This window comes from Vibrio sp. LQ2 (genome assembly GCF_023920125.1).
Lineage (GTDB): Bacteria > Pseudomonadota > Gammaproteobacteria > Enterobacterales > Vibrionaceae > Vibrio > Vibrio fluvialis.
Genome location: NZ_CP085308.1, coordinates 3,498,509 through 3,512,550, shown reverse-complemented (window position 1 = coordinate 3,512,550; position 14,042 = coordinate 3,498,509). Strand labels below are relative to the sequence as shown.

Below are 14,042 nucleotides of genomic sequence, written 5' to 3'. Positions count from 1 at the left end.
GGAGAAAAAAGAAGTCAAAAAAGAACAGGGAGTTAAGCGTCATTGTTTTCCGTAGAAAATGTTATTGAGAAGTCCACACAATAAGCAAGCGGGGTGGGAGCGTCAAGCAAAAAAATAGCGCCCGAAGGCGCTATCTGTGAAACCGTTTACTTTATTCTTCCACTTCTTCTTCCAGCTCTGGTTTGTCGGTCCGACGTGCTTCTGGTTTGTGACGAAGTTTATTCAATTGGCGTTCGAGTTTTTGTTCTACCTCATTAATGGCGGCATACAGATCATCGTGTACAGCGGAAGCGATGAGTTGTCCTTTTGGAATGCTGACGGTCGCTTCAAATTTTTTCTGCTTGTTGGGTTCCTCACTGAAACTTGCCTGACATCCGATGATGTCCACTTGCCATTTTTCTAGTTTCTTAAACTTACTCTCAATGTGATTGCGGATTGCAGAGGTGATTTCGATGTTTTTACCAGTAATATTCATTTGCATAGTGCTTTTTCCTCTGTTGCATCCCTTGTGGGTTAACTCCAGATTACCTATCCCATGCTAAAAGAATGTGATCTAAGTCACTTTTGTGGCGTGTGTTTTTGCCTTTGAAACCAAACGTGATCTTACGCAAAGAGTGATGAGAGAAACGATAAAAAAAGCTTGAGATTCTGCCTTATGTGGCTAAATTGGAAAGGTAATCGACTGAAAATCTCCCCATTTTTAGGGCCTTGTCTCGGCTCGTTAAATTCCCCTGTATGAATCCTGAGCAAGTTATTTTGTGCAGTTGATCGGCTTTTACTGTTGAACCGATTCTGTGTTCAGCGATAACTCTGAATTTGCCGTAGTGTTTTCTTGTTTCACTCGTTGTAACGCATCCAACTGTTTGTACACCACGTAGTAACGACTGATGTTCGAAACATAGCGCACCGTCTCTTTACCGATATTACGGCGGGTGATCACTTCGACATTTTTGAACCACACATTGGGATTAAAACCGTGTTTTTTTGCCAATCTGCGCATTCGATTAATGTTGGCCGGGCCTGCGTTGTAGGCTGCGAGCGCGAAATACACTTGATCATCGGGGCTTATCTCTGGTTCAGAGAAGTAGCGGTCTTTAATAAAGCGCATGTACTTGATGCCCGCATGAATGTTGTTTTCTGCTTTCTCTATATGGGCAATGTTGACGTTGGGATCTTTGGCGGTGCTGGGCAGGACCTGCATGATGCCTACCGCGCCTTTGTGCGAGACTTTACGCTGATCAAAGCCGGACTCCTGAAAACCCTGAGCGGCCATCATCAGATATTCAAATTCGTACATCTCGGAATAGTGGGTGAACATTTTCCGCAGTTGGCCAAGCTTGGCCAGTTTCTGCGGGTTAAGCGCTTTAGTCAGCCAGCGAGTATCGTCGATGTACTTACTGTAAATCACGTTGCCAAGCAGGGTGCCCGATTTGACCGTCTTTAAGTACTGATTGACCATCGCTTGCAATTTCGGACTATTCTTGCGCATCGCCCAAGCAATCTGACCATGTTCCCGGAGCGGCATTTCACTGTGTATCTGAATGTTTTCCATCACGTGCTGCCACATTTCTGCTTTATGGCTGTCGAGTACGGTAGCAGAAATATGTCCGGCGTTGACCATTTCCAGCAATTCGTAATCTTGCAGTGCCTCTTCAATAAAATGAAGGCGAACTGGTGCCAGATTGCGTTCGCTCAAAGCAGCATTCACTTTGTTGATGCTTTCCAGATAACTGGAGCTTTCACGCAGCCAGATCTCTTTGCCGCTTAACTGCGCGATGTTGATGAGTTCAGGATAGGTCTTGTCGGTGACCACGAATTCTTCAATCTCTTTGGTCAACGGAGTGCTGAAGTCAACGTGTTCTAAGCGGCTCGGGGTAACGGTCAGATTAGCGACGGCGAGATCTGCAAAGCCTGCTTCGACGCTGGGGATCAGTTCATCTCTCAATACGGGAATGACCTGCACATGAACATAGGGCGATTGCTTTTTCAGGCTCTGCTCAAAATGGTACAGCAGTTCTGCGCCAATCCCTTTTGGCCTGCCGCCTTCCACGTAGTAAAAACCTAAATCTGCCGACACCACGACCCGAATGGTGCCTTTCTCTTTCAATACAGGCCAATCACCGACATAAGGTTGATTCGTCAGCGGCGACAACTCCAGGCCACTGACCGGTAAACTTAAGCAATAGAGTAGGCTCAACAGTCCCAGTTTACATACTCGCAAAATGCGGCTCCTTTGCATATTTTGCTGGTATTAAGTTTATGAACAAACGGAAAAATCGGCAATGAAGGGCAATAAAAAAGCCACGCATTAGCGTGGCCTTGTTGATGGTTAATTTGACGGGGTTACTCTGGGTTCAGTTCCATCAATTGCTGGGTGCGTTTCACCGATTCTTCCAGCCCTAACTCTTTGTAAGCTTGCAACTGAATGTCGAGTGATTTGCGCGCCGCTTCGGTATCAGGATAGGTTTTTTGCAGTTCCTGAGTGCGGTTGATAGCGGCAATCCACGCTTCGCGACGCAGATAGAAGTCCGCCGTCGCGAGATCATAATCGGCCAGGCGGTTTTTCAACGCGAACATGCGACGCTGTGCGTCTTCCGCATATGGGCTGTTCGGGTAGCGTTGCAGCAGCTTTTTAAAATTGGCAAAGGCCGCTTTGACTGGCTCTGGATCGCGATCGGCACGATCGACGTTAAACAGATCGTGCATGAAGTTGCGATCCTGCGCCATGTGCGTCAGACCGCGCATGTAGAGAACCCAGTCCATTTTTTCATGGGTCGGGTTCAGGCGGGTGAAACGTTCAATGGTAGCCAGACCCAACGCCAGATCGTCGTTTTTGTAGTAGGCGTAAATTAAATCTAACTGCACTTGCTCGGAATACGCACCAAACGGGTAACGGGAATCCAGAGCTTCAAGCTTCTCGATTGCTGTCATCCAGTTACCACCTTGCAGCGAGGTCTGAGCTTCGGTGTACAACTGTGCCGGCGGGACATCCGGGACAATCTCTTTATTGCTCGAACAGCCAGCCAATAGAGATAACGCGAGTAAGCCTGATAAAGTTTGGTATTTCATGTCAGGAGTGAGTTCCTTGCAATTAAAGCTTATACACTTGGAGCTTTGGTGCTCCGCAAAACGTTTCGTTACTTTCTTGGCAGTAACAGATACAATGACGCCATATTTTTCCACACTAGTGGCTATTAGTCTCACGGTTTTTAAAAAAGTTCGATATGGCTCAGCAGATTGAATTAACTCATACAGTAAAAGAGAGCCAGCTTGGTCAGCGTTTAGACCAAGCTGTGGCTGAATTATTTACCGATTTTTCCCGTTCACGCCTGAAAGAATGGTTGTTGGAAGGCAAAGTCATGGTCAACGGCACCGTCGTGACCAAACCACGCACCAAAGTGATGGGTGGTGAAGCGATAACAGTTCAGGCTGAACTGGAAGATGAACAACGCTGGGAAGCTCAGGATATTCCGCTGAATATCGTCTACGAAGATGACGACATCATCGTCATCAACAAACCGCGAGACTTGGTGGTTCACCCGGGTGCAGGCACGCCGGATGGTACAGTGCTGAACGCTTTGCTGTTCCACTACCCGCCGATTGCAGAAGTACCACGTGCGGGTATCGTGCATCGTCTGGATAAAGACACTACCGGTCTGATGGTGGTGGCGAAGACAGTTCCGGCTCAAACGCGCTTAGTACGTGAACTGCAAAAACGTAACATTACTCGTGAGTACGAAGCGATTGCGATCGGTAAAATGACTGCGGGCGGCATGATCGATAAGCCAATTGGCCGTCATTCAACCAAACGTACCCTGATGGCGGTGAGCCCGCTGGGTAAACCTGCCGTAACGCACTATCGTGTGGCCGAACATTTCCGTGAGCATACGCGTCTGCGTCTGCGTCTGGAAACGGGTCGTACACACCAGATTCGTGTCCACATGGCATACCTGCAACACCCACTGCTTGGCGATACCGCTTACGGTGGCCGCGCACGCATTCCTAAAGGTGCAACGCAAGAGTTGACTGACATGATTCGCGGTTTCGATCGTCAGGCTCTGCATGCGGTTATGCTGCGTTTTGCCCATCCGATCACTGGTGAAGAGTTGGAATTCCACGCGCCAGTGCCGGATGACATGGTCGTCATGACAGAAGCGCTGCGCGAAGATGCCAAACTGAACCATTCGGAAGAGTACTGATTAATGAGCTGGATTCTCCCCAACTGGCCAGCACCGACTTCGGTGAAGGCGCTCTCTTCAACCCGAGTGGGTGGCTTTTCTCAGCCGCCATATGCGGGTTTGAATCTGGGCATGCACGTTGGGGATGATCCGAAGTTCGTTGAGCGTAATCGCGACCAGCTAAAACATGACGCAGGCATGCCAAGTGCGCCGATTTGGCTCAACCAGACTCATTCGACGGTCGTACTTGAAGTGGGCGCGCCGACATCCCAGGTACTCGATGCGGATGGGGTTTGGACGACAGCTCCCAATGTGGTGTGCTCTGCGATGACCGCCGATTGCCTGCCCGTGTTGATCTCCAACACGCAAGGGACAAAGGTTGCTGCGGTGCATGCCGGTTGGCGTGGATTGTCGGGGGGCATTGTCGAAAATGCGCTAAGCCAGTTTGCAAACGAAGATGTGTTAGTGTGGCTGGGCCCCGCGATTGGCCCACAAGCGTTTGAAGTCGGTGATGATGTGCTGGCAGCGTTCAGTGCTCACGATGACAACGCGCATCTGGCGTTTAAGCCGGGTAAACAAGCAGGAAAATGGTGGGCAGACATGAATCACCTGACTCGCCTGCGTTTAGCCAAACTGGGTATTGAGCGTGTGTTTGATAACGGACTCTGTACCTATCAGGACGCCAACCTTTTCTATTCTTATCGCCGCGATGGCGTGACCGGCCGTCAGGCCAGTTTTATCTGGATTGATGAAAATTAAACCAGATAAAGTTAATGGTCTTCACTTGAAAATTTCCCTCTGCGTAACCATCTTTCTTAACGTTGTTAGTTTATCTCAGACGAGGTTAGGAAGGTTGTTATGCGTCTTGACAGATTTACCAGTAAATTCCAAATAGCGATTTCTGACGCTCAGTCACTTGCGCTCGGGCGTGATCATCAGTACATCGAACCTGTGCACCTGATGGTGGCGTTGCTCGATCAGACCGGGAGTCCGATTCGTCCACTGCTGACTATGTTGGATGTGGATGCAATGCAGCTGCGTTCCAAACTGGGCGAAATTCTGGATCGTCTACCGAAAGTCAGTGGTATTGGCGGCGATGTTCAACTGTCCAGTGGTTTGGGCACACTGTTTAACCTATGTGACAAAGTGGCGCAAAAGCGTCAGGACGCCTATATCTCGTCTGAAATTTACCTGTTGGCGGCACTGGAAGACAAAGGTCCTCTGGGCCAACTACTGAAAGATTTCGGTCTGACTGAGAAAAAAGTCACTGCAGCGATCGAAAAGATCCGTGGTGGCCAGAAGGTTAATGATCCGAATGCAGAAGAGCTGCGTCAGGCGCTGGAGAAATTCACCATCGATCTGACCGAGCGAGCTGAACAGGGCAAACTGGATCCGGTGATTGGTCGCGATGATGAAATTCGCCGCACGATTCAGGTTCTGCAGCGCCGCACCAAAAATAACCCGGTGATCATTGGTGAGCCTGGCGTGGGTAAAACCGCCATCGTTGAAGGTTTGGCTCAGCGCATCATCAACAACGAAGTGCCCGAAGGTCTGCGTGGTCGTCGAGTCCTGTCTCTGGACATGGGTGCACTGGTCGCCGGCGCCAAATATCGCGGTGAGTTTGAAGAACGCCTGAAATCGGTGTTGAACGAACTGGCGAAAGAAGAAGGCAATATCATTCTGTTCATCGATGAACTGCACACCATGGTGGGCGCGGGTAAAGGTGAAGGTTCGATGGATGCTGGTAACATGCTCAAACCCGCTTTGGCGCGTGGTGAACTGCATTGCGTCGGCGCGACTACTCTGGATGAATACCGTCAGTACATCGAAAAAGATCCGGCGCTTGAGCGTCGTTTCCAAAAAGTGTTGGTGGACGAACCCAGCGTGGAAGATACCGTGGCGATTTTGCGTGGCCTGAAAGAGCGTTATGAGCTGCACCACCACGTAGAAATTACCGACCCGGCGATCGTTGCGGCGGCCAGCTTGTCGCATCGTTATGTTTCGGATCGTCAGTTGCCGGATAAAGCCATCGACCTGATCGATGAAGCGGCATCCAGCATTCGTATGCAGATGGACTCAAAACCGGAAGCGCTCGATAAGCTGGAACGTAAGATCATTCAACTGAAAATTGAGCAGCAAGCGCTGAGCAATGAACATGACGAAGCGAGTGAAAAACGTCTCAACATTCTCAACGAAGAGTTGCAGGAAAAAGAGCGGGATTACGCCGAGCTAGAAGAAGTGTGGAACGCGGAAAAAGCCGCGTTGTCAGGCACTCAGCACATCAAATCGGAACTGGAACAAGCGCGTTTGGATCTCGAAGTGGCGCGTCGTGCCGGCGATTTAAGCCGCATGTCTGAGTTGCAATACGGCCGCATTCCCGAGCTGGAAAAACAACTCGACTTGGCCGCGCAAGCAGAAATGCAAGAGATGACGCTACTGCGTAACAAAGTCACCGATGCTGAGATTGCCGAAGTGCTCTCGAAACAGACCGGTATTCCTGTGGCCAAAATGCTCGAAGCAGAAAAAGAAAAACTGCTGCGCATGGAAGACGTGTTACACCAACGTGTGATTGGTCAGGTTGAAGCCGTCGAAGTGGTCGCGAATGCGATTCGTCGTAGCCGTGCGGGCCTGTCGGATCCAAACCGTCCAATTGGTTCGTTCCTGTTCTTAGGCCCAACCGGTGTGGGTAAAACGGAACTGTGTAAAACCCTCGCCAACTTCATGTTTGACAGTGAAGATGCCATGGTGCGGATTGATATGTCGGAGTTCATGGAGAAACACTCGGTGGCTCGTTTGGTGGGTGCGCCTCCAGGTTATGTCGGTTATGAAGAGGGCGGTTATCTGACCGAAGCGGTACGCCGTAAACCGTATTCAGTGATTTTATTGGATGAGGTGGAGAAAGCACATCCGGACGTGTTCAACATTCTGTTGCAGGTGCTGGATGATGGCCGACTGACCGATGGTCAGGGACGCACGGTTGATTTCCGCAATACGGTGGTGATCATGACATCGAACTTGGGCTCGTCACGCATTCAGGAAAACTTTGCGTCACTGGATTACCAGGGCATCAAAGAACAGGTGATGGAAGTGGTGAGTAAACATTTCCGTCCCGAGTTCCTCAACCGTGTGGATGAGACCGTGGTATTCCATCCTCTGGGTCGTGAGCACATCAAGTCCATTGCCTCGATTCAGTTGGAACGTCTGCGTAAACGTCTGCTGGAAAAAGACTTTGAGCTACAAGTCAGCGACCAGGCGCTGGAGCTAATCGCTCAGGTCGGATTCGATCCGGTATACGGTGCGCGTCCATTGAAACGGGCGATTCAACAGAATGTGGAGAACCCGCTGGCGAAATCGATTCTGGCTGGACAATTTCTGCCGGGAACGCCAATCAAACTGGACGTGAAAGATGGCAACATTACCGCAGCGCAATAATCCGTAGTCGAAGTAAAAGCCACGCATCGCGTGGCTTTTCTTTTATGAGCGATTGTCTCTCATGCAAAGTTGGCGTTGAGGCGCATTTTCAGATAATCCTGAGCGGTGATCGGCGGATAAACCTGCTGCGGCCCCTGAATAATCTGATCGCGATTAGCCTGACAGAAAAACGCCATGCTGTAGCGTGAGCCCTGATTTTCTTCTGCGGTCGGCATGCGCACCCGATGCAGGGTCGACTTCAATAAGTCATCGCTCCAACGCATCAGCATGTCGCCGATATTGCAGGTAATGATTCCTGCCTGAGGAATCACATTACTCCACAGCAAATTCTGCTTGGCGTCTTTGCCTGCCGCCACTTGCAGCCCGCCTTGATTCTCCTGCTGAAACACCATGGTTAAACAGTCGAAGTCGGTGTGCGCTCCCGCGCGCCAATAATCGCCAATGGCGGGAATGTCGCTCATCGGCAGGTAATGCAGCATACGTAACGTACTCAGATAATGCTCCGAATCACGCTGGTGGGCTCGGGTAAAGAAATCGCGCTCAAAGCCTAACTTGTCGGCAAAGCAAGAGAGAATCTTCATCCCTAGCTGCCATGCCTGATATTCCATACTCAGTAGATGTGACTGAAAATCGGCCACTAATTCTTGCTCTGGCCACAACGCTTTCATGTGCGGAAGGGTGATTTGATAAGACTCCTTTTGATCTGCCAAACCCGTAGATGGGCGAACTTGCTGACGAAATTCCCAGCCAGCATTGAGCTCCGCTTTGAGCGGGAAGCGCTGTTTTTGTTCGACAGGCAAAGCAAAGAACTGCTCACTGAGGGTAAACGCTTGTTCAATCTCGCTGAGGGCAATGCCATGATTGACCAGTTGAAAGAAGCCGACTTCCGTGGCGGCTTGCCATAACTGCTCGGTTATCTCTGTTCGGCGTAGGGGAAAGTCAGACAGGTCAATCAATGGAATGGCGCTGAGTTCAGCCTCAGCGCCAAGGCCGCCAATAGTGGTTTCAAAGTTCAGTTCGTCGAGTTGATACGCTTGTTGAGTCATTGTTATTTCTCCAATTAAGCAATGTGCTTGTGATTGGAGCAATGTCCAGCAATCGTCGATGATTGCAGACCGCTTCTACTCCGGGGTTAAGATGAACGATATGGACTACCAGGCACCGTACTGGATTTGTTCGGCTTCTTCTTCCAAGAGTGGTCCGTGCACTTCTGTTGTGCGCTGTCCGGATTCAAATACGATTCGGCACGGCAGCGCTAAAGTCGGGTTTTCCGGATGATTGCCGGTCTGTGCTTTCAAGCGTGTTTCGCTCAAGCCATACACAACACGTCCGACGCCAGCCCAGTAAATCGCACCGGCGCACATGGCGCAGGGTTCGGCGGACACATACAGCGTGCATTGGTTGAGAAAATCAGGTCGATATAACATGCTCGCTTGCGTCATGATCAGCCGTTCGGCATGCCCTGTCATATCCAAATCAGGCAGATAGCCGTTGATTTGCTCCAGTAATATCTCGCCGTTGGCATCGACCAGTACGGCCGCAAAAGGGTGAATGCCGCGCGATTTGGCGTCTTCGGCCAGCGCAAAACTGTGGCGAAGAAAACGGTAATCGATGGTTGGATTTAGCATGTTATCTTCCTAACGTTGTTTTTCTTCATCACTCAGGCTCCAGGCAAAGTAGCCTTTTTGAATCCAACTGACCGATTTGAACAGCACCATGCTGACGACGGAAAGAAATACCAGCGCCGCAAAAGCTTGGGGGATTTTGAAATACGAGGTTGAAAACTGCACCAGATACCCGAGCCCTTTTTCTGCGGCGACAAATTCTGCAATGACCGAGCCGATGACGGCCAGCGTAATCGCAACTTTGACTCCGCTGAAAATGTGCGGAATGGCGTAAGGCAGGCGAATTTGCCAGATGGTTTTATGGTTGCTGACGTTGAGTGAGCGCGATAACTCAATCAGTTCCGGCGGCGTGGTCAGCATGCCTGTGGTAGCAGAAACGACCAGAGGAAAAAAAGTGATCAGACAGGTGATGGCCAGACGCGGGGCATCGCCAGTGCCTAATATCACGATCAGCAGCGGTGCTATCGCCACCACGGGCGTGGATTGAATCACAACCAGCAGCGGGAAGATGGCACGGGTCAAAAACTTAGAATTGACCATCATGATTGCCAGCGGAATACTGAGCGCGAACGATAGCGCAAAACCAAACAGAGCAATCCTCAGCGTGGCCCAAAGATTGTCTAGCCAGCGTTCGGCGGACACTTGGGTAAATGCCAGCGCGATGTCGGATGGGGCCGGTAGAATAAAAGTCGGCACTGCAAACAGACGGCACACGCCTTCCCAAATGGGGATCAGCGTCAGAATGGCTAATAGCGGCAGCCAGTTTTGCGACCGCTTAGCGAGTAATCCTTTCATAGTGAATCCTTAGTACTGGTGGGCTCAGGCAACAGTGCGACGCAGCGGTGTAATTTTCTCAGCATTTGCGGTGGAAGAGGCGTCAAGCGGTGGTCGATAAAAATACTCACGAATCCGTGTGGTATAGCGCCCGAAATCTGCCTCCTTCAGGGTATTGATGGTGCGCGGACGTGGCAGGTCAATCGCGATTTCTTCCAGAACCGTGCTTGGGCGAGGTCCCATCACCAGCACTTTATCCGCCAGCAACACCGCTTCCGAAATAGAGTGGGTGATAAACAGAACGGTTTTGGGTTTTTCCATCCACAGGCGTTGCAGTTCAAAGCCCATCTCTTCACGGGTTAACGCATCAAGGGCCGAGAACGGTTCGTCCATGATCAGAATGTCGGGGTTGAGCAACAGCGCCCGCGCAATCCCAACCCGTTGCTGCATCCCGCCGGAGAGTTGATTTGGCAGGCTGGTGGCAAAATCACTCAGACCGACTTTTTCCAGAAGCTCAGTGGCCAATTGGCGATCTTTCGGGCTGACGTGGCCAAATTTATGCTGCAGAGGAAAAAGGACGTTATCCAGCACATTTTTCCACGGCAGCAGCGTCGGTTTCTGAAAGACGATGCCGATGTCTTCACGTGGTCCAGAGACCGCATGCCCAAAGACTTGGATTTGGCCTTCGGTTGGCTGTATCAATCCGGACAGCAGACGCAGTAGTGTTGATTTGCCGCAGCCAGACGGTCCGACAATCGCGACAAATTCGTGTTTGCTGATCTCAAAGTTGACCTTATTCAGTACGGTCACCTGGCTTTGTTCCGTTTGATAGGTATGACCTATATCGCGGAAAGAAACGAATGGCTGCATCGTACTCTCCTCAATAAAAATCGCGTGAGATCGCGGTTTCAGGATCGAGCTTGTCCAGTGAGATGTTTTGCGCTTCTGCGGTCCATTTCCAGGTTTCCGCCAGCCGAGCTGGAGTAAATACGCCCACGCCGTCGCGTTCGCTGACTTCGTTCATCACCAGGCCGCGAATCGATTTAATGGTGTCACTGGCTTGTTCGGCATCGACATCCGGTACCATTTTATGAACGTCTGCTGCGCTTTGTTCAGGGTGGGCCCAAGTATAAGCGACCGCTTTGGCGTAGGCGGACAGAAAGCGACGGGCGACCTCTGGCTTATCGTTGAGGAAGCGATCACTGGCAATAATCGAAGAGGAGTAAAATTCCAGCCCTGCATCATACCAAGGCAGGATGGTCAGTTGCTTACCTGCCTGCTGTGCTTGTTGTTGGTTTTTCACCGCATCGGTCATCCAGGAGATCATGACATCGGATTGCCCGGTGAGCAGCATGGGGTTAAGAGCTCCGGGATCGGCTTTGAGCACTTTGACGCTCTGTTCATCGACGCCATTCTTTTTCAGCATCAACGGTAAAAATACGTTGGCGGAGGTAAAGGGGGATGTCACGATGGTTTTGCCCGCGACGTCCTTAATGCTGTTGATTGAGGAATCATTCAGAACATAAAACGCATATGGCGCTTTGCTGAACAGAGAATAGATGGCTTTGACTGGTACGTTGTCATTGGCTTTGGCAACCAGCAGCGCCACGATATCAGATGAGCCGATATCTGCGGTGCCTGTCGCCACCTTAGTGATGGCATCCGTAGAACCTTTACCCCCTAAAATAGTGACATCGAGATCTTCTGCAGCGAAAAATCCTTGTTGAACACCCACATAAACGGGAGCCTTGTCCCCTCCGGGTAACCAGTCCAGCTGAAAGGTCACTTTGTCGGTAGCCCAACTACTTGCTGACGCGCACGCCAGCGACAGAGAAAGGGTGAGGGTTTTGATTTTTGAAATGGCTGTCTTCATAGTTACTCCGTGTCTTCCTTTGCACTTCTTGAAGGTTGTTTTACAACGTCTTCTATTAACTATGAGCAATGTCCCGATGCCGCCCGGCACCTAACCGCTTCTACTCACGAATTGTCATTACTGTTTGAGCAAAGTGTGTGCCACAGCTAGGAGCGGAGATTTAAATTGATTAACGTGTTATTAACAAAACCTTATGGCATGGGTGCTGGAAAGTGCATGTGGTTGTGTTTGTTGTATACAATTTGTTCATGGTAAAAACTGATTAAATGACGCATTGCACATTCGGTGAGCAAATTTTGCACTAATACGGTGCCTGCTCTGTTTGCAACAACGAAAGAGCAGGTGTTTCAGTGATGGTCTGTGAATTGCATTGTATACAGTGTGAAATCAATGATGAGTAGAAGCGGTCAGGGGAGATCTCCGGGACATTGCTCATAGACACGCTGAACATCGGATTCAGCCTCTATATAAAGGAAGTCGCTATGAACTATCTCATCAAGCACGCACGCGCTATTTATTCTTCCCAGTCCGATTGCCAGGACATCCGTATCGGTGACGGAGTGATTACTGAGTTGGGCTGTGATTTGCAGCCTGCGGAGGGAGAGCAGCTAGTGGACGCCAATCGGTGTGTCATTTACCCCGGCTTTGTCAACACGCACCACCACATCGCGCAGTCACTATTGAAAGGCATTCCGGCAGGAATAAATGATGGCTTGGGGGACTGGCTGGCTCATGTCCCGTATCGATACTGGCCGCAAATCACACCGGACGTGATGTACCACGCCGCAAAACTGGGTTTCTATGAGCTGCTGCGCTCCGGTGCGACCACTTGCGCAGACCATCATTATCTCTATCACGCGAAGAGTTCGCAGGAAGTCGAAGCTGCCGTGTGGCAGGCGGCAGAAGAGATGGGCATTAGGCTAGTGTTGTGTCGTGGTGGCGCGACCGTAAAGGGAACCCATAAAGGATTGCTTAAAGCCGGCGTCGAGCCGGAGCCACTGGATCTGATGATTAAACGTTTGGAAGAAAGTCATCAGCGCTATCATCAAAGCGGCGATAACCCAATGCGTCGTTTAGTGGTCGCTCCAACTACGATTGTGCATTCTGCGGCACCGTCGGATTTAAAGATTCTTGCTGAGTATGCGCGCAGTCATCAGTTACGCTTGCACTCTCACTTGCTGGAGGTAGAGTTTGACCAGCAGCAGGCACTGACTAAATACGGCCAAACAGCAGTGGAATATGCGCAAAGCTGCGATTGGCTGGGTGAGGATGTGTGGTTTGCGCATTTGGTCAAAGCTGGCCCTGCCGATATTGCCTTGCTCGCGGAAACCAAAACGGGCGTTGCACATTGCCCGACATCCAATTGCCGCTTGGGGAGCGGAATTGCTCCGGTTATTAATATGGCCAAAGCGGGAATGCCGATTTCATTGGGCGTTGATGGCTCAGCGTCTGCGGAATCGGGCTCAATGTTGCAGGAGTTGAACCTTTCCTGGTTACTTCATCGAAGCCAGCATGGCGCTTCGGCTACCACAATAGACGGTGTTCTCGATTGGGCAACTGCTGGTGGTGCGTCGATACTCGGTCTACACAATCTGGGACGCATCGAAATTGGCGCAGCAGCCGATTTGGTGTTGTACGACATTCAGCAGCCGCGTATGGCGGGATGTCATTCGGAAATCATCGCTCCAATTGCTTGTGGTGAGCCTGCCAAAATTCAGGCGAGCTTTGTCAATGGCAAGCTGGTGTATAAACATAACAATGAAGAAGACTACGAAGAATTAGTCGTTAAGGTCAGAGAGTCTATCCATCATCTCAACCAGAAAGTCGCACAGTTAGGCGTCTGACAGAGGCGTTTTGCTCACTTAAAACTCAACTTGGCGTTAATTTAGGCGTTCAGTCAGAAAAGCGAATTTTTTGGCTGATTTGCTATTGCCAAGTGTTTTTTCCTCCCTATAATGCGCATCCGTTGTCAGGCAATTCTGAATAAGAAAGCAGGGCAAGTAAGACGGCAAATTTGATTTCTTAACCTAAAGAAAATTAAATAAAAAAGTTGTTGACTCGCTAAGTTAACTCGCTAAAATGGCCGTCCGCTTTGAGAAGAAAGCTTCGAAAAGCAAAGCTCTTTAACAATATAAACCTATCAATCTGTGTGGGCACTCG

The 14,042-nt window shown here is 50.3% G+C and carries 12 protein-coding genes and 1 other annotated feature (1 of these 13 cut by a window edge); of the genes, 4 read left to right on the top strand and 8 right to left on the bottom strand.

What is annotated here, in order from left to right; genetic code table 11:
• Positions 1–41, bottom strand: a sequence feature (Phe leader region); it reaches 79 nt to the left of the window's first position.
• A 110-nt stretch (positions 42–151) separates the two neighbouring features.
• From raiA to LGV68_RS16425, 3 genes are all read right to left on the bottom strand, one after another.
• Positions 152–481, bottom strand: coding sequence for a ribosome-associated translation inhibitor RaiA (gene raiA, locus LGV68_RS16435; protein ID WP_020430586.1), 330 nt, complete (start codon positions 479–481; stop codon positions 152–154).
• Positions 482–775: 294 nt separating this feature from the next.
• The gene (locus LGV68_RS16430; protein WP_252535680.1) at positions 776–2,221 is read right to left on the bottom strand and encodes a lytic transglycosylase F; all 1,446 of its coding nucleotides are present in this window, start codon (positions 2,219–2,221) and stop codon (positions 776–778) included.
• Positions 2,222–2,343: 122 nt separating this feature from the next.
• Positions 2,344–3,069, bottom strand: a complete 726-nt coding sequence (locus tag LGV68_RS16425) for an outer membrane protein assembly factor BamD (protein WP_252535679.1) — start codon at positions 3,067–3,069, stop codon at positions 2,344–2,346.
• Between the two features lie 155 nt (positions 3,070–3,224).
• Here LGV68_RS16425 and rluD point away from each other — a divergent pair, with 155 nt between their 5' ends.
• From rluD to clpB, 3 genes are all read left to right on the top strand, one after another.
• Positions 3,225–4,199 carry a 23S rRNA pseudouridine(1911/1915/1917) synthase RluD gene (rluD, locus tag LGV68_RS16420; protein WP_020332116.1) on the top strand — a complete coding sequence of 325 codons (975 nt, stop codon included), beginning with the start codon at positions 3,225–3,227 and terminating at the stop codon, positions 4,197–4,199.
• A gap of 3 nt (positions 4,200–4,202) precedes the next feature.
• On the top strand, positions 4,203–4,937 hold the full coding sequence (gene pgeF, locus LGV68_RS16415; protein ID WP_020332117.1) for a peptidoglycan editing factor PgeF: 735 nt from the start codon (positions 4,203–4,205) through the stop codon (positions 4,935–4,937).
• 99 nt (positions 4,938–5,036) lie between these two features.
• Entirely contained in the window at positions 5,037–7,610 is a 2,574-nt protein-coding gene (gene clpB, locus LGV68_RS16410) for an ATP-dependent chaperone ClpB (RefSeq protein WP_024373708.1), read from the top strand.
• Positions 7,611–7,669: 59 nt separating this feature from the next.
• On the opposite strand, the gene LGV68_RS16405 is transcribed toward clpB, so the two are convergent.
• The 5 genes from LGV68_RS16405 to LGV68_RS16385 all read right to left on the bottom strand — a co-directional run bounded on the left by LGV68_RS16405 (position 7,670) and on the right by LGV68_RS16385 (position 11,882).
• Entirely contained in the window at positions 7,670–8,656 is a 987-nt protein-coding gene (locus LGV68_RS16405) for a 2-oxoglutarate and iron-dependent oxygenase domain-containing protein (RefSeq protein WP_252535678.1), read from the bottom strand.
• A gap of 105 nt (positions 8,657–8,761) precedes the next feature.
• Positions 8,762–9,238, bottom strand: coding sequence for a nucleoside deaminase (locus LGV68_RS16400; RefSeq protein ID WP_252535677.1), 477 nt, complete (start codon positions 9,236–9,238; stop codon positions 8,762–8,764).
• A gap of 9 nt (positions 9,239–9,247) precedes the next feature.
• Positions 9,248–10,030 (bottom strand): ABC transporter permease, encoded by a 783-nt coding sequence (locus LGV68_RS16395; protein ID WP_252535676.1) that lies wholly within the window; start codon positions 10,028–10,030, stop codon positions 9,248–9,250.
• Positions 10,031–10,054: 24 nt separating this feature from the next.
• Positions 10,055–10,879 (bottom strand): ABC transporter ATP-binding protein, encoded by an 825-nt coding sequence (locus LGV68_RS16390; RefSeq protein ID WP_203344630.1) that lies wholly within the window; start codon positions 10,877–10,879, stop codon positions 10,055–10,057.
• A 10-nt stretch (positions 10,880–10,889) separates the two neighbouring features.
• Positions 10,890–11,882 (bottom strand): ABC transporter substrate-binding protein, encoded by a 993-nt coding sequence (locus LGV68_RS16385; RefSeq protein ID WP_055452153.1) that lies wholly within the window; start codon positions 11,880–11,882, stop codon positions 10,890–10,892.
• A 482-nt stretch (positions 11,883–12,364) separates the two neighbouring features.
• Between LGV68_RS16385 and LGV68_RS16380 the strand changes: the two genes are divergently transcribed.
• Entirely contained in the window at positions 12,365–13,726 is a 1,362-nt protein-coding gene (locus LGV68_RS16380; protein ID WP_252535675.1) for an amidohydrolase family protein, read from the top strand.
• Positions 13,727–14,042 lie beyond the last annotated feature (316 nt).